The organism is Treponema primitia (genome assembly GCF_046533075.1).
GTDB classification, from domain to species: domain Bacteria; phylum Spirochaetota; class Spirochaetia; order Treponematales; family Breznakiellaceae; genus Termitinema; species Termitinema primitia_B.
Genome location: NZ_JAJQRB010000011.1, coordinates 55,117 through 76,991, shown reverse-complemented (window position 1 = coordinate 76,991; position 21,875 = coordinate 55,117). Strand labels below are relative to the sequence as shown.

The 21,875-nt window shown below is 48.9% G+C and carries 26 protein-coding genes; 9 read left to right on the top strand and 17 right to left on the bottom strand.

The features are described from left to right. Positions 1 to 5 precede the first annotated feature (5 nt). Positions 6 to 317: an ATP-dependent Clp protease adaptor ClpS gene (locus tag LQZ19_RS02540; protein ID WP_411046072.1), complete on the bottom strand. Its 312-nt coding sequence runs from the start codon at positions 315 to 317 to the stop codon at positions 6 to 8. Between the two features lie 153 nt (positions 318 to 470). Between LQZ19_RS02540 and LQZ19_RS02535 the strand changes: the two genes are divergently transcribed. The 4 genes from LQZ19_RS02535 to LQZ19_RS02520 are packed head-to-tail and all read left to right on the top strand — an operon-like array spanning position 471 to position 3,378. Beyond that, positions 471 to 1,247 (top strand): exodeoxyribonuclease III, encoded by a 777-nt coding sequence (locus LQZ19_RS02535; RefSeq protein ID WP_411046071.1) that lies wholly within the window; start codon positions 471 to 473, stop codon positions 1,245 to 1,247. Beyond that, the gene (locus LQZ19_RS02530; protein ID WP_411046070.1) at positions 1,244 to 1,807 is read left to right on the top strand and encodes a rhomboid family intramembrane serine protease; all 564 of its coding nucleotides are present in this window, start codon (positions 1,244 to 1,246) and stop codon (positions 1,805 to 1,807) included. Before LQZ19_RS02535 ends, LQZ19_RS02530 begins: the two co-directional genes overlap by 4 nt. Before the next feature lie 9 nt (positions 1,808 to 1,816). Further along, positions 1,817 to 2,554, top strand: a complete 738-nt coding sequence (locus tag LQZ19_RS02525; protein ID WP_411046069.1) for a hypothetical protein — start codon at positions 1,817 to 1,819, stop codon at positions 2,552 to 2,554. Next, on the top strand, positions 2,548 to 3,378 hold the full coding sequence (locus LQZ19_RS02520) for a metallophosphoesterase family protein (RefSeq protein ID WP_411046068.1): 831 nt from the start codon (positions 2,548 to 2,550) through the stop codon (positions 3,376 to 3,378). Before LQZ19_RS02525 ends, LQZ19_RS02520 begins: the two co-directional genes overlap by 7 nt. A 1-nt stretch (position 3,379) precedes the next feature. Here the strand turns inward: LQZ19_RS02520 and LQZ19_RS02515 are convergent, their stop codons facing one another. The 7 genes from LQZ19_RS02515 to LQZ19_RS02485 all read right to left on the bottom strand — a co-directional run bounded on the left by LQZ19_RS02515 (position 3,380) and on the right by LQZ19_RS02485 (position 8,589). After that, positions 3,380 to 4,042 (bottom strand): hypothetical protein, encoded by a 663-nt coding sequence (locus LQZ19_RS02515; protein WP_411046067.1) that lies wholly within the window; start codon positions 4,040 to 4,042, stop codon positions 3,380 to 3,382. 12 nt (positions 4,043 to 4,054) lie between these two features. Beyond that, positions 4,055 to 4,408: an endoribonuclease MazF gene (mazF, locus tag LQZ19_RS02510; protein WP_411046066.1), complete on the bottom strand. Its 354-nt coding sequence runs from the start codon at positions 4,406 to 4,408 to the stop codon at positions 4,055 to 4,057. Continuing rightward, positions 4,402 to 4,638 carry an AbrB/MazE/SpoVT family DNA-binding domain-containing protein gene (locus tag LQZ19_RS02505; protein WP_411046065.1) on the bottom strand — a complete coding sequence of 79 codons (237 nt, stop codon included), beginning with the start codon at positions 4,636 to 4,638 and terminating at the stop codon, positions 4,402 to 4,404. Before LQZ19_RS02505 ends, mazF begins: the two co-directional genes overlap by 7 nt. Positions 4,639 to 4,689: 51 nt before the next feature. After that, the gene (gene cysK / locus LQZ19_RS02500; RefSeq protein WP_411046064.1) at positions 4,690 to 5,652 is read right to left on the bottom strand and encodes a cysteine synthase A; all 963 of its coding nucleotides are present in this window, start codon (positions 5,650 to 5,652) and stop codon (positions 4,690 to 4,692) included. After that, complete coding sequence (locus LQZ19_RS02495; protein WP_411046063.1) at positions 5,649 to 6,536, bottom strand: ABC transporter ATP-binding protein; 888 nt, start codon at positions 6,534 to 6,536, stop codon at positions 5,649 to 5,651. Before LQZ19_RS02495 ends, cysK begins: the two co-directional genes overlap by 4 nt. After that, a complete protein-coding gene (locus LQZ19_RS02490) occupies positions 6,533 to 7,360 on the bottom strand; it encodes an ABC transporter permease (protein WP_411046062.1) in 828 nt (275 codons plus the stop codon). The genes LQZ19_RS02495 and LQZ19_RS02490 overlap by 4 nt, the downstream gene beginning before the upstream one ends. 155 nt (positions 7,361 to 7,515) lie before the next feature. Continuing rightward, positions 7,516 to 8,589 carry an ABC transporter substrate-binding protein gene (locus LQZ19_RS02485; RefSeq protein ID WP_411046061.1) on the bottom strand — a complete coding sequence of 358 codons (1,074 nt, stop codon included), beginning with the start codon at positions 8,587 to 8,589 and terminating at the stop codon, positions 7,516 to 7,518. A gap of 113 nt (positions 8,590 to 8,702) precedes the next feature. Between LQZ19_RS02485 and LQZ19_RS02480 the strand changes: the two genes are divergently transcribed. Then, positions 8,703 to 9,347: a phosphoribosyltransferase gene (locus LQZ19_RS02480; RefSeq protein ID WP_411046060.1), complete on the top strand. Its 645-nt coding sequence runs from the start codon at positions 8,703 to 8,705 to the stop codon at positions 9,345 to 9,347. Further along, on the top strand, positions 9,344 to 9,916 hold the full coding sequence (locus tag LQZ19_RS02475) for a ribonuclease HII (RefSeq protein WP_411046059.1): 573 nt from the start codon (positions 9,344 to 9,346) through the stop codon (positions 9,914 to 9,916). The genes LQZ19_RS02480 and LQZ19_RS02475 overlap by 4 nt, the downstream gene beginning before the upstream one ends. A 400-nt stretch (positions 9,917 to 10,316) precedes the next feature. On the opposite strand, the gene LQZ19_RS02470 is transcribed toward LQZ19_RS02475, so the two are convergent. The 3 genes from LQZ19_RS02470 to LQZ19_RS02460 form a co-directional block, all read right to left on the bottom strand. Beyond that, complete coding sequence (locus LQZ19_RS02470; protein ID WP_411046058.1) at positions 10,317 to 10,910, bottom strand: sensor histidine kinase; 594 nt, start codon at positions 10,908 to 10,910, stop codon at positions 10,317 to 10,319. Continuing rightward, a complete protein-coding gene (locus tag LQZ19_RS02465; protein ID WP_411046057.1) occupies positions 10,907 to 11,617 on the bottom strand; it encodes a response regulator transcription factor in 711 nt (236 codons plus the stop codon). Before LQZ19_RS02465 ends, LQZ19_RS02470 begins: the two co-directional genes overlap by 4 nt. Before the next feature lie 79 nt (positions 11,618 to 11,696). Continuing rightward, positions 11,697 to 11,828, bottom strand: coding sequence for a hypothetical protein (locus LQZ19_RS02460; RefSeq protein WP_411046056.1), 132 nt, complete (start codon positions 11,826 to 11,828; stop codon positions 11,697 to 11,699). A gap of 59 nt (positions 11,829 to 11,887) precedes the next feature. Here LQZ19_RS02460 and LQZ19_RS02455 point away from each other — a divergent pair, with 59 nt between their 5' ends. Continuing rightward, positions 11,888 to 12,184, top strand: a complete 297-nt coding sequence (locus tag LQZ19_RS02455; RefSeq protein WP_411046055.1) for a nucleotidyltransferase family protein — start codon at positions 11,888 to 11,890, stop codon at positions 12,182 to 12,184. 194 nt (positions 12,185 to 12,378) lie between these two features. Here LQZ19_RS02455 and LQZ19_RS02450 read toward each other — a convergent pair whose 3' ends face one another. The 3 genes from LQZ19_RS02450 to LQZ19_RS02440 all read right to left on the bottom strand — a co-directional run bounded on the left by LQZ19_RS02450 (position 12,379) and on the right by LQZ19_RS02440 (position 14,140). Beyond that, positions 12,379 to 12,612: a prevent-host-death protein gene (locus LQZ19_RS02450; protein ID WP_411046054.1), complete on the bottom strand. Its 234-nt coding sequence runs from the start codon at positions 12,610 to 12,612 to the stop codon at positions 12,379 to 12,381. 3 nt (positions 12,613 to 12,615) lie between these two features. Next, positions 12,616 to 13,008: a type II toxin-antitoxin system VapC family toxin gene (locus tag LQZ19_RS02445; RefSeq protein ID WP_411046053.1), complete on the bottom strand. Its 393-nt coding sequence runs from the start codon at positions 13,006 to 13,008 to the stop codon at positions 12,616 to 12,618. Between the two features lie 394 nt (positions 13,009 to 13,402). Then, positions 13,403 to 14,140, bottom strand: a complete 738-nt coding sequence (locus LQZ19_RS02440) for a helix-turn-helix domain-containing protein (RefSeq protein WP_411046052.1) — start codon at positions 14,138 to 14,140, stop codon at positions 13,403 to 13,405. Between the two features lie 402 nt (positions 14,141 to 14,542). Here LQZ19_RS02440 and LQZ19_RS02435 point away from each other — a divergent pair, with 402 nt between their 5' ends. Beyond that, a complete protein-coding gene (locus LQZ19_RS02435; protein ID WP_411046051.1) occupies positions 14,543 to 15,751 on the top strand; it encodes a hypothetical protein in 1,209 nt (402 codons plus the stop codon). A gap of 304 nt (positions 15,752 to 16,055) precedes the next feature. Beyond that, positions 16,056 to 16,772, top strand: coding sequence for a hypothetical protein (locus LQZ19_RS02430; RefSeq protein WP_411046050.1), 717 nt, complete (start codon positions 16,056 to 16,058; stop codon positions 16,770 to 16,772). Positions 16,773 to 16,863: 91 nt separating this feature from the next. On the opposite strand, the gene LQZ19_RS02425 is transcribed toward LQZ19_RS02430, so the two are convergent. The 3 genes from LQZ19_RS02425 to LQZ19_RS02415 form a co-directional block, all read right to left on the bottom strand. Continuing rightward, positions 16,864 to 17,355, bottom strand: coding sequence for a hypothetical protein (locus tag LQZ19_RS02425; RefSeq protein ID WP_411046049.1), 492 nt, complete (start codon positions 17,353 to 17,355; stop codon positions 16,864 to 16,866). A gap of 66 nt (positions 17,356 to 17,421) precedes the next feature. Then, on the bottom strand, positions 17,422 to 20,667 hold the full coding sequence (locus LQZ19_RS02420) for an efflux RND transporter permease subunit (RefSeq protein ID WP_411046048.1): 3,246 nt from the start codon (positions 20,665 to 20,667) through the stop codon (positions 17,422 to 17,424). 11 nt (positions 20,668 to 20,678) lie between these two features. After that, positions 20,679 to 21,866: an efflux RND transporter periplasmic adaptor subunit gene (locus LQZ19_RS02415; RefSeq protein WP_411046047.1), complete on the bottom strand. Its 1,188-nt coding sequence runs from the start codon at positions 21,864 to 21,866 to the stop codon at positions 20,679 to 20,681. Between the last annotated feature and the right edge of the window lie 9 nt (positions 21,867 to 21,875).

Sequence of the window (21,875 nt, the reverse complement as noted above, 5' to 3'; positions counted from 1 at the left end):
ATTTTTTAGCTTTTTTCTACCACGCAGCGCAGGGGAAATTCGTTCTGCCGGGCCATGGCATGGACCTGCTCCGCCTTGGTTTGGGCTATATCCCAGGGGTAGATCCCCGCAACCCCCCGTCCCTTCCGGTGAATATCCATCATTATGCGGTTCGCTTCCTCCTCGCCCTTATGGAAGACGAGTATCAGGATCTCCACCACGAATTCCATGGTGGTAAAGTGATCGTTCAGCATAACGACCCTGAATTCTTCAGGTTCCGCAAGTTTGCGCTTCTTTTTTGCGGCTAAATCCGTTTCGTTCTCGAAAAACCATGGCATAAGGGAAGGATACTAGAAAAAAGGGGGGGTGGGAATAGGGTAGGAATAACCACGGACCACACGGACAAGGACGATAAATCTATTCATTAGTCTGTGAGGTCCGTGTGGTCGCGGTCTTCACATTATGGGTATCTTTTAGTTATTATAGTAGTAATGAAAATTCTGTCATGGAACGTTAACGGAATACGGGCGGTGGAAAAGCGGGGCTTTATCGGCTGGGTCCGGCAGGAATCGCCGGATGTACTCTGCCTCCAGGAAACCAAGGCCCATCCCGACCAGCTTTCCCCGGAGTTGAAGGGCCCGGTTGATACGGACGGGAAAGTCTACCGGTCCTATTGGGCCAGCGCCCGGAAAAAAGGCTATTCCGGGACGGCTATATATAGTAAAACTGAACCCCTGGATATAAAGCCCCTGGGAGTTCCGGAATTCGACGATGAGGGGAGGGTGCTGCAGGCGGATTTTAAGGACTTTGTTCTGATCTGCGCCTATTTTCCCAATTCCCAGGACGCCGGCGCACGGCTGGACTATAAACTGGGCTTTTGCGCCGCCATGCTGGAATGTTGTAATAAGCTGGTCGCTTCCGGGCGCCATCTGGTGCTCTGCGGGGATTACAATATCGCCCATACCCCCATCGATCTGGCCCGGCCCAAGGAGAATGAGGGGAACGCCGGGTATCTTCCGGAAGAGCGGGCCTGGATGGATACCTTTACTGCCGCAGGTTATGCGGATACCTTCCGGGACCAACACCCCGGGGAGACCGGCCATTACAGCTGGTGGTCCTACCGTATGAGCGCCCGTGAGCGGAATGTGGGGTGGCGTCTCGACTATCACTGTGTGGACCGGGCTTTTATGCCCAGGATTGCAAACTCGATTATACGACCCGATGTGCAGGGCTCGGATCACTGCCCTGTTCAAATTGAGGTAACATGAAGATAAAATACAATGCCCCCACGGTATTAACCTATGCGTTTCTCAGCGCCATTGTACTGCTCTTGTCCCAGCTTTTTTTTCATTCCCTGACCCCGGCCTGGTTTACCGTGCCCGGCAAGGGAGGCTTTGACCCTTCGCAGATCCGGAACTGGATTAACCTCTTTACCCACGTTATCGGTCATGCTTCCTGGAACCACCTGCTCTCCAACTTCGCCTTTATCCTGCTCATCGGTCCCATGCTGGAAACCGCCTACGGTTCCCTTCCCCTGCTTCTGATGATCGCCGTCACCGCCTTGGTAACCGGGGCGTTGAACATACTCCTCTTCCGGACCGCACTTTTGGGCGCCTCCGGGGTAGTTTTTATGATGATACTCCTGGCATCGTTCACCAACTTTACCGAGGGGGAAATTCCCCTGACCTTTATTCTGGTCCTTGCCTTGTACCTGGGCCGGGAGATTTTTAATTCCTTTAGCGCAAACAATGTTTCTGAATTTGCCCATATAGCCGGGGGCTTCTGCGGCAGCCTTTTTGGGTTTTTCAGACCGGTTAAGCGGGAATAGATTTCGTATATGAATACTGTCATGCGCGGGGCGCTCCGCTGCAAATTGCGCCGCAGTCTTATAGGTATATCAGGGCTGATAGTTTTATTATTTTTCGTATCTCCTCTGTACAGTTTTGATTTTTCTATTTCCCGTAAAAAGGCCGGCATTGAACTTACGCCGGAATATAACCGGACCTATTCTTCGTGTTTAACCCTTTCCGCTTCCGGTTCTCTTGAATTTAATGAACGCTATTCTGTACAGGGCGGGCTTTCCCTGTGGACAGCAAGCGCCGCCTATGAGCTGGATGTCTCAGCGGGGCTTGCGGCAAAATTGATCCGCAGGGCGCCGCTGTATCTGTACCTTTCCTATATGTTCAACACCCTGCCGGAGTATGAAACCAACAGTCATACGGTGCTACCCCTGATCGGATTTAAAGGAAAGTATGCGGGCATTACCCTGGGACCAAATCTTCGCTTTTCCTCCTTTTTTGACGAGCCGGTCATTTTTGAGTCGATCCTGGCCTTTGAGGGGTATGTCAATTTTTACAACAGCGAAGAATTCAGAATCGGTTTACGGTGCGCCAATTTCAATGATTATGCGGCCGGAAATTTCGGCGTCTATTACCTTAGCCTGAATAGCCGGGTGGGCATTACCAAATTGCTTTCCCTGACAAACGATCTGGAGCTGTACCAAACCGGAAGCGCCGGCCTGAGCTCCGTTTTTTACGGCGTTGCCTATAAAGCGGGGTTGATATTCACATGGTAATAAAATCCCTTCGGAGCAGGGTATTGCTTCTGGCTGCACTCTTTCCCGTACTGTTTCTGCCCCTGGCCTGTAATGTGGATCTCCTTGGCCTTATCGCCTCCGGTGAATTGGATGTCCGGCTTGAGAGTAAAAATGTTTTTAAGTTCCTTACCGGTAGTGACAGAAACCGTTCCCTGGGCAATGAGTATTCGTTTATTGTACTGACCGATACCCATATAGAAGACGGTAAAGCCCATGGGCTTGAAGGACTGAAGGATCTTATCAAGCCGGATGATAAATTTGTGGTTGTCACCGGGGATATTACCCAGAACGGGAGCCGGCGGGATGTTGAGAAATTTATCGAAATAGCCCGTACCCTGGGCATCCCCTGTTACCCGGTGATCGGAAACCACGATATATATTTTGATAATTGGCCGATATGGAAGGATCTGATAGGTTCAACCAGATACCGGATTGATCATGATACTACCAGCCTGTTTGTGCTGGATTCCGCCAACGCCTCCTTTGGCTCCGATCAACTGGACTGGCTTCAGGATGAGCTTAGGTCTGCGCAAAGCCATGTGTTTGTTTTTACCCACGCCAATTTATTTGTGGAAACCCCGGCGGACATTGAGCAGCTCACCGACACCCGGGAGCGGGCCCGGATCATATCTATCCTAAAGGGCCGCGCGGACGCCATGTTTATGGGCCATGTGCATCGGCGGATTATCCGGAAAGCCGGCGGGGTCGAATACATCACCATTGAAGACTTTAAGGCGAATGGCGTGTACTGCCGTGTTCACGTATCGGACAGTGGAATTAGCTGGGAGTTCGAGAAACTGTAGTTCAGTTATCTTGCGGGCTTGTAATGGCCAGCTCCACATCCTTAGCCGCATCCCGGTAGTTACGGTCCCCCGGAAAGGACACCACCACATAATAAACCCCGGCTTCCACAGGCGCCTGGTTTGAGCCGCCCGAAGGCTGGCCGTTTCCGGCGACACCCTGCCGCCGGGCGGTTTCGCTGGGGAAGTAGGTAAACACCAAATCTACCGGAACATCCGCAGCGGCCTTTACGGTCTTAGGCTGCCCATCGTAGACCGCTGTCTGTTTTTCTTCCGCAGTAATGGTAACAAAGGCCTTCTGTATATGGTACTCCACCGGTATGTCCCGCCCCCTGGCGTAACCGTTTCCTGCGGGCCGTTCTATGCGGACATAGTAATCCCCCACTGCCGAGGGAGTTTCCGTAGTCCCCCCTTCGTCTTTTTCAAGGGCTTCCAGGCTGGGGTAGTAGGTGATGATAAAGGGCGCGGCTCCCGCTTTGGCCGCCGCAGCCTCAATGGGCTGGGGCTTCCCGTTATACAGGTTGTGCTGGTAGGTTGCCGAGGTGATAATGGGCGGATCTTCCGGGGCGGCGGCGCTTCCGATGGCTTTAGTCCCCGTACAGGCTGCGGCTATCAGGAAAATTGAGGTCAGAGAAATAATCAGGGCAAATCTTTTTATTCTTTTCATGGCGCTAATCATTCAAATGGTTTCTGATGCAAATATCAGGACGCTTAGTTTTTCTATTACTTCGCTTAGTTCTTCGTCGGTTGCTTTTATAATAAACTCCGCATCCCGTCCTTTCCAATCCAGGTTTTTTACCTGATCCGATAATATTACCCCGTCTATTTTTTTATTTTTTATTTTAACCTCAAAGGGGTATTGTTTAATTTTACTTGTTATTGGACAAAAAAGTCCAAGCGCTGTTTTTTTATTATATTCCTTTGGAGAAAGAACTATGGCGGGTCTTTTCCCCAGTTGTTCGTGCCCCGATTGAGGATTAAAATTGAGCCATATTATATCCCCGCGATTGGGTACATAATTTTTATTTACCATATTTCATTCCCTACCGGACTGCCGGTTTTTATTTCCCTATGTAAATTCTCTTCGGTGATTTCATCCAGCATTTCTGACAATTGTTTTTTTCGTTTAGGCTTTATTATTATTTCGTTTCCCCTGTCTTTTATCTCAACCAAGGAACCATCCTTTAACGCTAATTCACGGATAATCAAATTTGGTATTCTGATGCCTAAACTATTACCCCATTTTTTTATCACCGCTTCCATAAGTACCTCTTAACTAAATATATACTATGTTTATACATTTGTCAAGCCGCCTCATCCTTCTAAATCCGATAACTGGGTAGACAAATACCGCTCCCCCGAGTCGGGGAGTATTACCACGATGGTCTTTCCGGCGTTCTCCGGCTTTGCGGCAACCTGAAGCCCAGCCCAGACTGCGGCCCCTGCGGATATGCCGATCAGGAGGCCCTCGACACGGGCGGTTTGACGGGCGGTATTGATGGCATCCTCGTTGGTCACCCGGATAATTTGGTCCAGGATGGAACGGTTTAAGACCTTGGGGATGAACCCCGCGCCTATGCCCTGGATACGGTGCGGACCCGGACGGCCGCCTGAGAGGACCGGCGAGGCGTCGGGCTCCACGGCGATGATCCGTACCCCCGGCTTCCGGGCCTTGAGGACCTCCCCCACGCCGGTGATGGTTCCCCCGGTTCCCACTCCGGCAATAAATATATCCACGGTTCCGTTTGTATCGGTCCAAATTTCTTCCGCCGTAGTTTTTCTGTGCGCTTCGGGATTGGCGGGGTTTTCGAACTGCAGGGGCATAAAGCTGCCGGGGATCTGGCCCAGCAGTTCCCGGGCTTTGCGGACCGCGCCGTTCATGCCGTCCTTGCCTGAGGTGAGGACCACGTCCGCCCCCAGCATGGCCGCCAGTTTGCGCCGCTCCACCGACATGGTTTCCGGCATGGTAAGCACGAGCTTGTAGCCCCGGGCGGCGCAGGCAAAGGCCAGGCCTATGCCGGTGTTTCCCGATGTGGGTTCTATTACCGTACCCCCGGGCTTCAGTTTCCCCTCCGCAACTGCGGCGTCCAGCATGGCCGCGCCTATGCGGCACTTTACGCTGTTCATAGGGTTGAAGGATTCTACCTTCGCCAGCAGTATCCCCGGAAGACCGGCGCCAAGTTTTGCCAGCCGTACCAGGGGGGTGTTTCCCCGGGCCTGGGTTATATCGCCGTAAATTTTGCCGCGGGAATCGGCGGCAGTAACACTATCACTCATATTGAATACTCACTTTCCTGGTTCAGGTCATATTGGAACATGGCGAAGATCCGGTCCTGGATCTCGATAATGGCGGGATCGGTCCGGGCCCGGGGCCGTGGTATATCCACGGGGATTCGGTTGCGTATGCTTCCGGGGCTGGGGGAAAAGACCACCACCTCGTCCGAAAGGTACACCGCTTCGGAAACATCGTGGGTGACCATGACGATAATTACCCTGGTCTCCTCCCATATCCGCAGCAGATCGTCCTGGAGTTTTTCCCGGGTTAAGGCGTCCACCGCAGCGAAGGGTTCGTCCATGAGGATAATCTTGGGTTCCACCGAAAGAGCCCGGGCCAGGGCCAGGCGCTGGCGCATACCCCCTGAAAGCTGTGATGGGTACTTATATTCCGCGGCTCCCAGGCCTACCTGGTCCAGGTAATTCCGGGCTTTTTCCGCCAGGGCTTTCCGGGTGAGCCGGTCCTTACCGGCGTTGCGCAGTTTTAGTGCGAATATTACATTTTGGATTACCGTCATCCAGGGGAAGACCGCATAATCCTGGAATATCATGGCAATATCGTGCTTGGGATGATCCCGGAACACCCCGTTTGCCAGGGGGGAAATAAAGCGGTAACGCCGTTTATAGTCCTCCATCTCCTTCCGGGTGGAGGGGAGGGGCTCCAGGACCAGTTTGCCGTCGATATGTATCTGCCCATCCGTGGGGGCCTGGAGTCCCGCGAGTATTTCCAGGAAAGTGGACTTCCCGCAGCCCGAGGGGCCCAGGAGGGAGACGATTTTTCCGTCCTGGATGGTGAGGCTCACGTTCAATACCGCCGTGAGTCCTTCGGCAAGGCCTTTTTCGTTTATAACCGAGAAGAACTTCGTAATACTCTTTGCTTCGATCACCGTCCTACCTTCCAGACTGCTAATTTAATTTCAACGTACTTGAGAATCTCGATGAGGAACCAGCCTATCCAGCCCAGAATGGCCATGCAGACCATCATCTCGGGGATTACGAAATAATCCTTGGCCTGGCCAAGGAGGTAGCCTATTCCCATGCGGCCTCCGTAGGATTCGCCGATGAGCAGCATTACTAAGCCCATGGCAACCCCGGTTTTAAGGCTCATGATGATAGAGCCGAAGGCGTGCCAGAAGTAGACCTTCCGCAGCAGGGTAAATTCGCTGGCCCCGAATACCCGCCCCGAGGCAAGGTAACGGGGGTCCGTGTCCTTGATCCCCTGGTAGGTGTTGAACAGCACGGGGTAGAAGATCCCGATGAACATTAAAAATATGTGCATCTTCGATCCTATACCGAAAAAAATAATGGTCATGGGTACAAAGGCCGGGGGCGGAATAGGGGAGAGGAGCTGCCACAGGGGCAGTACATAGGCCCGGATCTTCAGGTTCCACCCCATGAGCAGCCCTATGGGTATCGCCAGGGCTACCGCGATAGCAAAGGCCGCAAAGAAGCGCCCCAGGCTAACGAGTATATGGAGAACCAGTTTTTTATGCCAAAGCATAAACCAAAAACGTTCCGCCACGGTACTTAGTGAGGGGATCAAACTTTCGGGCAGTATTTTCCAGCGGGGAAGAAATTCCCACAGTAAAAGGAGGGGGATAAGAATAGTAAGAAATTCCAGGGAAAAAAAGTTTCCCAGGGAATTCTTAAAAAACCCGCCGAGTTCAATAAGAAAACGACGAAACCCCCTTGTTTCGTAGGTATCACTCATAGGCAACCTTGTTAGTATCGCTGAGGACGAAGAAGGAAGAGGAAGAATTTTTTAACCACAAAGGACACGAAGGAACACAAAGGGGGAAGAAGAAAAATGTTTTAATTCTCCCTTTGTGTCCTTGGTGTCCTTTGTGGTTTCCACCTCTTATCCTATTACCAGCTTATCCCTTTGAACTCCGGCGCGAAGAGCGCATCACCGGGGTTACGATCTATGGTACCCTGGTTGACCAGCGCCTGGGCATAACCCTTGAGACCCGCAGTATCCAGGTGGATAGTAAAACCGAGTTTAGGATTACTGTTGATAATGGCCTGTTCGGAAACGTTGACGTACTTCCTGGCAATGGCCACGATATCCGGGGCGGAGGGGCCGGCCAGGATAATTTTGTCCGCTTCTTCAATGGCTTCCAGGAAGACCTTGGCATCCCCGAGCCGGGTGGCGATAAAGTTCTTGTTGGCGTTGATGGTCCGGCAGGGGGGATTTTCCCCGGCCAGGTTGGGATCGATCTTGCCGTCGCCGTTGGCGTCCGAATGACCGTCGAAGATGGTCTTGTATTTAGCGTTACCCGAGGCGTCTTTCAGGAGCAGGGCCTCCGCCACAAAGGGTTCTTCCAGGATGGCTCCCCGGACGCTGTTCGCTTCCAGGGCTGCCAGGGCTGCGCCGGGGGCCAGGGTTACCAGCTCAAACTCCGTACTGTATTGGCCGCGCAGGGTATCCCGGATGGCGATAACCGCGCAGCAGGTGGTGGAAAGACCGGCGATCTGCAGATTCTTCACGTCGCCGGGGTTTTTGATAGCGGAGTTCGCCGGAACCACCAGCACCGATGTACAGGGGATTTTTACCTGACTGATGATGATGATATTCTGGCCCTTGGCGATGGGGGTGATAACCCCGGTGGGGCAGTTAAAGACGATGTCCGCTTCCCCGCCAACCACGGCGGCAACGCCGGAACTGGTTTGCTGGATTTCCACCTCAAGACCCCGCTTGGTAAACAGGCCCTTCTCGTAGGCCACGTAGAGGTTCAGGTGGTGGGTGGAATTGGCATCCGCCACGATGACCTTTTTCCCCGACAGCGCCGGAGTTACCGCAGCAGCCGGACTTGCTGGTGCAGACGGGGTTTGTTCCTGGGCTGCCGGAGCGGCGTCCTTTTTACCGCCCGCCCAGAGCATCGCCGGCAAGGCAAATGCCAAGAGCGCCAAAACACACAATTTCGTTCCTTTTTTCATCATACAAATCTCCTTTTATAGCCTAGTAATAATATAGGTATTATATACTATTTGTAAAATTTGTCAAGCGATATTTATCCGTGGATCTCCACCCGTAGTTATGGTAGAATCGTGGCATGAACAAGGAATTCCTTCCCTACGATGTGGTACGGAACAATGCCCTGAAACTGGCCTATCGGATCTACCATGACGGGTTCATCCCCGATGTGATCTATGTATCCCTCCGGGGCGGCGCCTCTCTGGGGAATGTGATAAGCGAATACTTCAAGATAGTCCGCAGGAATGACCGGCCGGTTTACTATGCCGCAGTGGTTGCCCGGTCCTATACCGGCATCGGGGAGGCGGATCAGGTGAAGGTTGAGGGCTGGACCTACGCGCCGGAACATCTGCGCATAGGGGACCGGGTGCTGCTGGTGGATGATATCTTTGATTCCGGCAGGACCATCAATCACCTGGCCGGGATCATCCTCGAAAAAGGCATACCCCGGGATGATATCAAGGTTGCGGTTCACGATTACAAGTATTTTTATGATAAGCCGGACCAACACCCCATTCAACCCGATTACTGGTGCCGCAAGCATGATCTTTCCATTAATGATGAGGATATGTGGATACACTATATGAGCCACGAGTTAGTCGGCCTGAGTCATGAGGAATTGGAACAGCATTATTATGCTCAAGACCCCGAGCTGCGGCCAATTCTGGCTGCGCTGAAGGGTAAAGCCGGACAAGCCGGTTCTACCGGACAGGCGCCCCATTGATCTGCGGCCTGGATGAAGCGGGCAGGGGACCCCTTGCCGGTCCGGTCTGCGCTGCCGCGGTGGTCCTTCCCGGGGATTTTAACCGGGATATCCTGGGGGATTCCAAAAAGCTCAGCGAAAAGCAACGGGAAAGCGCCCGGCCGCTTATTATGGAAGGCGCCCTGGCCTGGGGCATAGGTTGGGCCGGCCACGAGGAAATCGACGAAATCAACATACTCCAAGCCAGCCTCCTGGCCATGAAGCGGGCCTTTGAGGCCATGCTTGCCGCCTATCCCAGCTTGGACGCCGCCTCCCTGGAAGCCATTGTTGACGGCCTCTATGTCCCGGAAATTCCCATCCCCTGCACGGCCCTGGTAAAGGCGGACGGCAAAATCCCCGAGGTTATGGCCGCCTCCATCCTTGCCAAGACCGAGCGGGACCGGGAAATGGACCGATATGCCAAGCTCTACCCCCAATACGGCTACGAAAAACATAAGGGTTACCCTACCAAGGCCCACCGGGAAGCGGTACTCCGCTACGGGCCTTCCCCAATACAGCGGCTGAGCTTCCGGGTTAAGGAAGATATTTAGCCGGAATTGCGCGGTGGAGGGTGATATGGAGACGCCGATTAATCCTGAAAAATCAAACCTTCTGATGTATCAGACCGAAGACGGACTGACAAAAATAGAGGCCTATCGCGTTTTATTTCCTCAATGGCATAATTTCAGTAGAGTATAGGGTCAAATCAACGCAATAATGCTATCGAATCCCTTAATTACCAGTTGCGAAAAGTTACAAAAAACCGCTCGACATTTTTACTTTATTTTGAGTGCAAAAAATGCTGTATTATTACGCTTATGGTGGTTATTTCCGGGGGTCTCGTTGTTTTCTGTTTTCGTTTCAAAGAAGGCACAGAAAAACCTTCTGTCTATATGTTTGCCTTACGAAAAGACGCAATAGCCAATTTGCCATAGTAGTACTATTAGATTCTTACAACACCATCCTAAATATACTCCCAATGCCGTTGCTTTCTGCCGTAATTTTTCCGCCGTGGGCTTCCACAATGGCGGCGGCAATGGAAAGGCCGATTCCGAAACCTCCGGTTAAGCGGCCTCTGGATTTATCGGAGCGGTAAAGCCGTTCAAAAATATGGGGGAGGTCTTTTTTGGGTATGCCTATTCCGGTATCGGTAACGATGATTTCGCAGTGTGTATGATCGTTTTGTTTACTGTTTTTTGCCGTTACGGTAATTTCTTCAATGGTAATTTCGCATTGTGCCATATTCATATCGTGAATATCCCAAATTGGATTTCCGTCTTTATCGTCAAGGGAAAGCAGATAACCCTGATGAAGATAGTGCATCCCGATTGCGTCAATTCCGGCGATATTAAAATTCATGGCCGTGGAATTATATTGCTCGGTGAATGATTGCAGGATATTATTTATCTCATTTTGTATATTTCTTTTGATATATTCGGAAAACATTTTGCCGGAAAATATGTTTATGGTAATACCGAGTATAAAGATGGCAATGCAGATAAATAGGGCATTTACAAGGGCGATATAATTACGGAGACGTATCATTGCGGTATTTCATCTCCAAAGCGGTAGCCCATACCGTATATGCTCATGATAAACCGCGGGCTTTTCGGTTCATCTTCTATTTTTTTCCGCAGATTGGAAACATGAACGTCAATGTTGCGGTCAATGCCGTCATAGTCGTTGTTTATAGCTTCTATTATTTCGTCACGGGTAAATATTTTCTGCGGCCGGGATAAAAGCAGGGCAAGGATTTTATACTCATTGGGGGTCAGGCTTAAAGGCTGTTCTCTCTTCGTTACCCGCTTATTTTCTGTATCCACGGTCAGAGGGCCGAAAAAATACACCTTGCCCCGTTTTTGGGGTGTACCGTCTCCGGCAAGTCCTGAACGGCGGAGGACTGCGGCGATACGGGCCATGAGCTGCCTCGGCCTGAATGGTTTGGTAACATAATCATCGGCCCCTATGGAAAGCCCGTGGATGATGTTTTCTTCCTCAACCTTGGCGGTCATCATGATAATCGGGATATCTGAACTTTCCCGGACTTTGCGGCAAATTTCTTCCCCGGTCAAGCCGGGCAGCATGAGATCCAGGAGGATGAGGGAGACCTGGTTTTCCTGCAAAAGGCGTAGGGCTTCTGTTCCGTTGGCTGCGGTCAAAGCCCGGTAGCCGTCTTTTTCCAGATAGGATTTTACGATCTCCACTATCTTTTTTTCATCGTCTATTACCAGAATGGCCGTCTTTGTGTCCATGATCTCCTCAATCCTTTTGAACGTTTTTTTAGTGTACCACCGGATTGTGAAGAAATTGTGTTTATCTTTCACTCCTCATTCATTTTCCGGAAAAAAAGCCCGGCTCTTCGTAGATTCCACGGCGGATAGGCGTCCTGGTCCCCAGCGTCGCCGAAGCCGCCGGTATCGGCTGCTTTGTCTGGTACTGCCAGGTAAATCTTGACCCCGGCATGGGACAGATAGCGTTAAAGGGATATTGAACAACAGGAGAAAATAGAGTATTATGTATCTATGGATTTGGATATAATTCCTGAGAAATACCAGGAGGATATAAAAAATGCTACAACATTCCTCAAAAATGAAGGCTGTAAAACCGTATATTTATTTGGATCAATGGTTACAGGCAAAATTCATGATAATTCTGATATTGATATTGGTATAACCGGTTTAGCTCCCAAGAAATTTTTCAGTGTATATGCGCGGCTGGATAAAATTTTGTCAAACAAGGTAGATCTCGTTGATTTTGATTTTCAAAAGGACTTTTATAAACTTTTAGATACACTGGGAGAGGTAGTAAAACTTGGATAATACAATTAAGACAAAAATTCTATTTGAGATTTCTCAAATAGAAAAATTATTCAATGAGGGTAAGCCATTATTTGATTTGTGTAAAATCAAGCATTTAGCACAAATGAGAATGGAAATCATATTTTAGAAGAAGCATGGAAGAACCCGAAATGAATATTTAAAATTTCGCCATTTTATTAAACATGCAATCATTTTTATATTCCGGCTCTGCTTTCTCTTAATAATTCCACAATTTCCTGCGTTGTTATATCTGCGTTTATGTATGGAATATCTTCAAGAGGTGATTTTCCTTTTGTATTATCTTCTTTAATTGGAAGTAATTTATAACTGTTTCCGTCTTTATTGCTTATTATTACCTCGTCAGTTAATGCGGCGTCAAATATCTTTTTTGTATCCTGAGTAAAATCAGTATAATCAAATACTAACATCTTTCATCCTCCTAAAATAGTAATGCCAAGTTCTTTTCCTATCCTTGCCATATTACCATCAAAAGTTAATAATGGCAAATCCAATCTTTTTGCTGATTCTAAATAACATGCATCATAAGCATAAATTTTATAATCCCATGCTATTTCCAATGCCCGTTTTACATCAATTTCAATTCTTTTTATAGGTATTCTTTCAAAATATTCAAATGCGTTTATCATACGTTCTTTTTCAATTATGTTCTTTTTTACCATTTTGGTTAAACCATTTGCTATTTCATAAGACACCATGTTTGGGGAAACAATCCCTGCATCTTTTGTTAATTCAATAACCAAGTCCCTTTCTGGTTCTTTTACAATAACAGCCATTATTGCGCTGGCGTCCAAAATAATATCCATAAATTTATGATATATTTTTATTCAATAAATGTCAATAGTGTATAAAAAGGACATAAGAGGTGAAAATTACTGCTTGCACCGGAAGAATTTCACCACAAAGGAACACGAAGGAACACAAAGGGGAAGAGAGGGAGGTGGTGATAGAGGAAATCGCAGAGCCCCTTCTCCTTTCTTTCCCTTTCCCTCCTCCTTTGTGTCCTTCGTGGTTTATCTCTTCCCCCTCTTTCCAAAAAAAGCCCGGGGTTACCGGGCTTTTTTTACCTTGTTTTGCGTAGAAAAGCTGTTTGCTGCGCTATTAGTAGTGTTTCCTCGGGTGAGGAACATTGGGAATTTTCGGTGATCGGCGCCCTTTGGCTTGCCTGACACCCGTCTTAGCCAAAGTACTTTCATTTATCTATTTTATTCGAGAAAACTCCCGTAAATATTCTGTAGGCGAAACACCGATTTCTTTTTTAAAAATCGCTGAAAAACTTGCTTGATGTTTATAGTCTACCACCGAAGCAATGGACTTAATACAGGGCGATGGTTCAGTTAAAAGCTCTTTTGCCTTTTCAAGACGGATATTTTGTATATACTCCAGTACCGTTACCCCGGTAATTACCTTAAAAACCGATGTGAATTTGCTTATGCTCATGGAGGCTATTTTTGCAAGCGCCGATAATTCGAGGAGTTTTGAATAATGATCCTTGATAAACCAAATAGTTTCATTTATACGTTCTTCATCTTTAGGCGAGAAGCCTTTAGAAGCATAACAGTCTTTTTTGGTATACCATTTAAGAATACTAACAATAAGTTCAAGAGTCTTGGCTTCGTAAAAAGGAACAACATATTCAGATGAGGGTAGGGCTACGCTCATCTGTTTAAGTATCATTGCGCCTTCAATAGGCATGGAACCTTTCCCTAATTCAAGAATGGCTTCGGAAAGCAATCCCGGGGAAATGTGATAGCGCGAATACAGTATATCTTCATAGAAACCGGGAAGTATGGAGAGGCCAAAACAGTGCCGGCGGAACCCGGGAGGGCAGGATTGATGGTAGGTTTCATTGTGGCCAATATGACCCGAAAGGTAAGGCGTCTTTTCCTTGAAATAGCTGATTTGCAGATATTCAGGCTGGGGCCATAAAATATCCATGTTGCGATGATAGGTAAAATCCATAAAAGTTACTAAAATATCCCCATTTATAGGATGGAAAGAACATCTACCATTCCCATACATATTGTCAAGCTCGAAATCCATGCTGCCTTCATGTTTCGGTAAAAGGCTTTCAGCAGGAATGAAACCACACTGGGTAAGCTGAGGTATACAAAATCTTTCGATCGCTGTCAAATGGACTCTCCTTGGAACATCAGTTTTTTAGCTCCCTTCCGTTTTTGCAATCCGCCAAATCTTTATTGCAATCTGCTACATTTAAGCAAAAATAATTGCCCTTATAAAAGGTTTCTGATAAAGTTAGCTAAATACAACTCTATATTAAAGAAAAGGACTTGTATACCCCCATCGGTATGACGGGGAATTGAATTATGGAGGTTCTTTATGAAAAGAGCTATTTCAGTTTTAGCGGCGATATTCCTATTGTCGTTTTTCTTTTTATGTTGTCCCACAGATGGGGGAAATGAAAGCGTTCCGCCGGTGGAAATTGCTACGGCAGCGCAACTCAATGACATACGAAATAATCTGGGCGGAAATTTTATTCTGTCGGCAGATATTGATTTATCTGGTTATACAAATTGGGAACCCCTCGGCATTTTCATGCCTGCGTCCGATGCCCCGGAGGATATGCAAAATCCCCTCCCTTCTGCGACTTTCAGCGGAACCTTTGATGGTAATGGCCACACCATATCAAATGTTACGATTAGCAGGCCCTTTGATATATCGAATCCAGCTTCCCAATCTATGGCGACAGGGTTGTTTGGTTGTATAAGAAGAACTGGTTCTAATCCCGCTGTTATCCGTAACCTTACAGTTGAAAGCGTTGATGTTTCCGCATTCATGCTGGTCGGCGGTGTTGTTGGTCTTCAATATGTAAATAGCACTTTGGAGAATGTAAGCTTTGCAGGAGACAACGAAATTCAAGGAGTACGAGGAGTGGGCGGTATTGTGGGCATCAGCTTTGGTGATATGAAAAACTGTACTGCCATCGCGGATATTGTAATTTCAGACGCTTTTCCCGATAGTGGAAGCGCCGGTATTGTAGTCGGCGGCAAGGAGGCAGGCGTCTTGAAAGGTTGCAAGGTGACAGGCGGCTCTGTCAGCGCAGAGGGCGATGATTTTATAGGATTGGGGGGATTATGCGGTATTGCATACGCTTTATCAGACGTGACGAACTGTACAACTCAAAATGTTACGATTACTGTCTCAGGAACCGGCAACAGAGTTATCGGAGGATTGATAGGATTCCTCGGAGATTATAAAGCGGACGGACCTCCAACCCGGGTAACAAACTGTACGGTTCAAGATGTAAGTATCACTGTAACAGATGATACGGCTCGTGTCGGCGGTTTGGCAGGGGGAAGCTCATTTGGTTTCTATGAAAATGCCAATAGGCAAACTCTTTTTACTATTGATAATTGCTCTACATCAGGAACCATCACGGGCGGAGCAACAGATTCTGTCGGAAGTATCGCGGGTTGCGCCTATGCTGAATCCAGAGTAGACAACAACTGTACCAGCACCATGACATGGAGTCGCGGAACTCTCAACAAAGTCGGATTATCTATAGCCTATAACTCTGCCCATGATTAAAAGCATCTAAAGTTAGAGTGGTAGCTAATCAGCCGATTAACGTTTTTTATATACGGTATTCGGAGGCCCAAATGCAGCATTCGGTGGTAAAGATGACGCATCTGGAAGACCGGATACTTCATTTTTAGGACAGATTAGGGCATTGGGGAGACCGGATGTCCTGTTTTTGAGACAAATCAAGCCATTCTGGAGACCGGATACCCCATTTTTAAGACAGAATAAAACATTCTGGAGACCAGATGGTCCATTTTGTCAAATGGTAAAACCATGACGCAAAGCGGCTTGAGAGCCGCAGGAGGTATTTATGGCAAATAACAGTGATTGGCTCCCCGGAAAGCGGGAGGGACAGCTAGCAATGGGAAAAGACTGGGGAACGGTATTGAATTCACCCGCCGCCATGTCATGGAATGTTCCCCCCGATGAAAATCAGGAATTGTCGGCATTGGTCAGCGCCGCGGAAACCGCATTGGCGGCAGCTCAAAGCAGTGAGCGGACACCAGTTATCACCGCCCAATGCAAGGTGGCATTTGAGGCATTGCTCGTCAAAATGCGGTTTATCAAAAGCCGATATTTCCTCAGACCGCCCCTCACGGACCCGGACTTTATCTCCCTTGAACTAAAACCCCGGGACACGATTCATACGCCAGTGCCGCCTCCCACGACTCAGGCGGAAGCGGATGTTTCCCGCCCCGGCGTTCACCTGCTGGAATTGCATTTGCGGCCTGTTTTCGGCTTTCCGCCCGACCCTCACCGGAGCGATTACGGTTATCGTATTTATTACGGCGTGGTGCCGCCCGGAGGCGCAACCATAGAAGTGGCAACCAGCCCGAAACGGGAACTTATGCGGGTTCCTGTTTCGGGTGATGACCTGCCCTTTTCAAAATTCACCCGCCGGAAAAAAGAACTCATGGATTTTGCCCAAGAGGACAGCGGGAAAACGGCGTATTTTTGCATCCGTTACGAAAACGCAAAAGGCGAGCCGGGGTCGTGGGGGCCGCTGTTCAATGTGGTTATTCCGTAAATAAAATAGTAGTAGTGTAACGCCCCCATCCTCCACGGCGGGGTGTAGGGGCGTATGGTTGCCACTTTTCGGCGGCAATGTAATAATCCGGTTAGCCGTTCATGCTTTGCAGTTTTTCCAACGCCTGTTTTAAGTCCCCTTGCAACACCTGGATTTTTTCTTCCAGTTCAAAAACATCAGGGCTGCCTGCGACACTGGCTTTTATTTCCGCCACCGATTTGCTTAGCCTGTCTTTCAGGTTTGTGTCGGTTATATGGGGCAGTACCTTATCCGTTGCGCCGCTTAGTTGGCTTACGCTGTTCTGAGCGTCCATAACCCGCCCAGCCTTGACATGGCTTAAAATATCCAACGCGGCCTTTTCCATGTCCCGGACAAATGGCACGGGATCTTCTTTAGCCATGCCTTCACCATGGCCTCCCCCGGATTGTTGGGTAGTCGATTCCGCCATCTTTTCGCCTGAGTCCTTCATTTGGCCGCTTTCCATTTGGGTGGACATTGGCTTTCCTTTATTGCCGCAGCTCGAAACCACAAGCCCAAGAACAACCGCACATAAAATCAGCGCCCCTTGTTGTAATCTTTTCATTTTCCTAAAACCTTCCTGTCAATAAAATATTCGCATTATTATAATGCGGTAGAAGCCTACGGCTTCTTATGCGCTTTTTTGTTTCCTGGACCTGAAACAGACCAGGTAAATACTCGGTAGCAAAAATAAAGTCAGTATGGTGGACGTAGCCAGCCCGCCGGTAACTACAATAGCCATGGGCTTTTGTATCTCCGCGCCGGTTCCGCTGGAAAAAAGCAAACTCAGGCTTCCCGCCAGCGTAGTACCGGCGGTCATCATAACCGGGCGGAGGCGCGAAAGGGCGCCCTCAAAGACGGCTTCTTTCAGCGGCAGGGTTTTGCGAAGTTCTTTAATTTGCGTTATCATGATCACCCCGTTTTCCAGCGCAATACCGCCTAATGCAATATATCCTACCGCCGCTGCCACCGTAAAATAGGTACCGGATACATACATTGCAATGATGCCCCCCACCAAAGCAAAGGGAATATTAAGCAGTACCAGTAGTGCGTGGCTAAAGGAGTTGAAAGCCATATAGAGCAGAAAGAACATTAAGGCGATTACAATAGGTATTACCATGGCTAAACGGTTTTTGGCCCTTAGTTGGTTTTCGTACTGCCCTGTCCATTTGTAGGAATAGCCGGACGGCAGGGTTACTTTTTCTTTGATAACTTCGTTAGCTTCATTGACAAAGCCAACCACATCCCGTCCCCGGCTATTCATCTGTATGGTGATAACCGGCAAACCATCTTCATTGCTTATCATGGATGGCCCGTCCACAATGCGGAATACCGCCAATTCATCAAGGGTTACATAGGCCGGGGATGGAACTCTGGCGGCTATACCGATACTTTCAGCGCCGCCTGTTGATACTGTTACTGCGCTTGAAGCCCCAGCCGTTCCCATACCACCCATGCCTCCCCCGCCGGAACCGCCCATAGTATCACTGCTGTCCGTACCGCCCATGCTATCACCCATTACCGCGCCGCCTGAGCCGCCAAGAACCGGGATAAGTATATCCTTCATAGCGTCAATGCTTTCCCTGTTTTCCCGGTGGTAACGCACCATCACATCAAAGCGCCTTCGGCCTTCTATGGTGGTGGTAGCCGCCATACCGCCGATACCGAGTTCAATGGCGTTTTCAACATCCGACACATTGATACCATAATGGGCCGCTTTTTCCCTATCAACTTCGATTTCCAGATACGATGCGCCCAAGACCCGTTCTGCAAGAAGATCGCTCACTCCGCTTACAGCGGACAAAGCCGCCTCAATATCATTGGCCTTCTGCTGCAATATTTTTATATCTTCGCCGTACAGTTTTATGCCAAGGTCCGTGCGTATGCCCGTGGAGAGCATGGCAAGGCGGCCCGCAATAGGCTGGGTAAAGGCCATATTAAGCCCCGGCAAATAGGAAAGCTGTTCCATCATTTCATGTTCAATGGCTTCCTGGGTCAGCCCTTTGCGCCATTGTTTTTTTGGCTTGAGGGTAATCACTGTTTCAATCATGCTAATGGGGGCGGGGTCCATGGCGGTCTCCGCCCGCCCAACCTTGCTTACCGAAAGATCAATTTCAGGTATCTCCATAATGAGGGTATCCAGTGTCTTTGCCGCCTCCACCGCCTGGGTAAGTGAAACATTGGGAAGCATGGTAGGCATAACCAGAAAAGTTCCTTCATTCAGGGGGGGCATAAAGGTAGAACCGATGAACGGCGTTATGGAAAGTCCCCCTGCAATACCAATAATGGAAATAAAGAGGGTAAGTTTTGAATGTTTTAAGCCCCATTGCAGGATAGGTTTATAGCCCTTAACCATTTTAGCCGTAATCCAGGTGTCTTTCTCGCTGATCTTACCCCGCAGCAAAAAGGTACACAGTACAGGTATTGCGGTAAAAGCTACAATAAGAGAACTCGCCATGGCAAAGGATTTTGTCCAAGCCAGGGGCTTATAGAGCTTCCCTTCAATTCCGGTAAGGGTAAACACCGGCAGGAAGGTAACAATAATAATGACCAGGGAAAAGAAGATAGGGGTCGCGACTTCCTTTGCCGCTTCCAGGGTTACATCTACAATGTTGCGCTTTCCGCCGTCCTTAGCCAAATGGCTGTATATGTTCTCAACCATAACAATACCGGCATCCACCATTACCCCAATTCCTATGGCGATTCCTCCCAGGGATAACAGGTTGGCGGACAGGTTGATACGTTTCATGGCAATAAAAGTGATGAGAATACCCAGGGGGATAACCAGGGTAACAATCAGGCTCGAACGGAAATTCCCCAAAAAGAGCAGTAAAATAATTGTTACGAGGATAAATTCTTGTATTAAATCATTAGTCAGGGTACTGACGGAATCCTTCACCAGTTCCGTTTGATCATAAAAGGGTACAATCCGTACCCCTTCGGGGAGGCTCGGCGTTATTTCCGTTATTTTTTCTTTAACTGCGTTAATAACCCGCAGGGTATTTACGCCTATACGTTGAATAACAATGCCGCCCACTGCTTCGGTTCCGGCTTTTGTCAGCACTCCCCGGCGAAAATCAGGCCCTGCCGCCACATGGGAAACATCTTTAATGTAAACAGGCACATGGTTGTTTTGGGAGATTACAATATTTTTAATATCATCAATCGACTCAATCAGCCCCAGGCCGCGGATAATATATTCCTGTCCGTTTTGTTCCACAACCTTGGCGCCGATATTGGCGTTGTTTGCCGCAAGCGCACCAAATACCTGATTGAAATTTACCCGGAAACTCTGCATAAGCCGGGGGTCAAGGTTCACCTGGTATTGCCGTACATACCCGCCTATGCTGGCTACTTCCGCAACTCCTGCAACGGAGGAAAGCTGCTGCTTTATGGTAAAGTCCTGGAGGGTTCGGAGGTCTGCTAAGTTATAGCGATCACTTTCAACGGTATACATGAACACCTGCCCCATGGGTGTACTGACCGGCCCTAATGCAGGTTGAACGCCCCTGGGGAGACGGGGTATAGCTTCCTGTACCTTTTCACCCACCACCTGCCGGGCAAAATAAGGATCAACGCCGTCCTCAAAAATCACGGTGATTAAGGACATACCGAATGAGGAGGCGGATCGTACCTGTTTCACGCTGGGAAGCCCCCGCATGGCCGTCTCAAGGGGATAGGTTACCTGATCCTGAATTTCCTGCGGCCCCCGGCCCATCCAGTCGGCGGCAACAAGCACCTGGTTTTCGCTCAGGTCGGGGTATGCGTCAATGGGCGTATCATTTATTACATATACACCATAGACGATGATCAGCGCCGTCAGAACCAAAATAATGACACGATTCTTTAGGGCAAAAGTGATTATTCCATTAAGCATTTTGTATCTCCCTAATTATGGCCGTTGCCACTGCCGCCATGTCCGCCATGGCTTGAAAACCCGCCGAGCTTTGTCTGTGAATCAAGCAGAAAAGCTGCGGCAATGACCACATAGTCATCACTCTGTAACCCGGATACTATTTGTACATATCCATTTGCATATTGCCCTGCCACTACATTACGCCTGACAAAAACATTTTTATCCTGGGCAAGAAAGACAACCTGTTCTTCGCCATGATCCAAAATGGCGGACTCCGGTATTACAAGGCTTTCCCCCAGGGGAACTTTTATTGTCGCATTAACAAACATATTCGGTTTTAGCATACCCTTCCGGTTATCTAACTCCACCCGCACCTTTACGGTCCTTGTGGCATCATCAAGTATGGGGTTCACAAAAACAATTTTCCCATTAAAAGTTTCGCCCGGATACGCCTGGCTGCTTATAACAACCTCCTCGTTTAGCCGTACATTGGCGATATCTTTTTCATAAATATCCGTATTTATCCATACTGTAGACAAATCAATAATGCTAAAGAGTTTGTCCCCTGGCCTGATATACCCACCCGGCAATACCTGCCGTTCCAGAACAATACCGCTAAACTGAGCGTAGACAGGCATAAGGTCTTTTGCTTTTCCGCTTTGTTCGAGTTCAAGAATATCGTTCTCGGACACGTTCAAAAGCTGCAATTTGCGCCGGGCTGCGGTGGTCAATGCCTCGTTGGTATTTGCTGCGTCCTGCCCTGCATTGCCGAAAGCTTCCCTGTTTTCCAGGGCATGGAGGTATTCTTCCTGCGCCGCACTATAGGCGGGACTGTAAACACGGGCGACGATCTGTCCGGTGTTGATGAATTCACCTTCGGTGGATATATACAGTACGTCAATCCGGCCCTCAACCCGTGAGGTAATATAGGCCCGCCTCGTTTCATTCATGACAACTTTGCCGGTGGTCTTGATTGTTTTGGTAATGGTACGAACCGCCGCCCGTGAAGTCTGCACTCCCGCCACCTGCCGCGCCCGCTCGCTCAGGGTAACGGTGCCGTCTTTGGTAACAATCGGCGGGGTGGTAGAACTGTCTGCCGGAGCCATACCCATACCGGACATTCCGGTACTTGCGGGTTTTCCTTTGTAGTAGAAATAGCCAAACCCGCCGACTGCCAAAAACAGGACGATGATAATTACAATAATTTTACTCTTTTTCATAGGTACTCC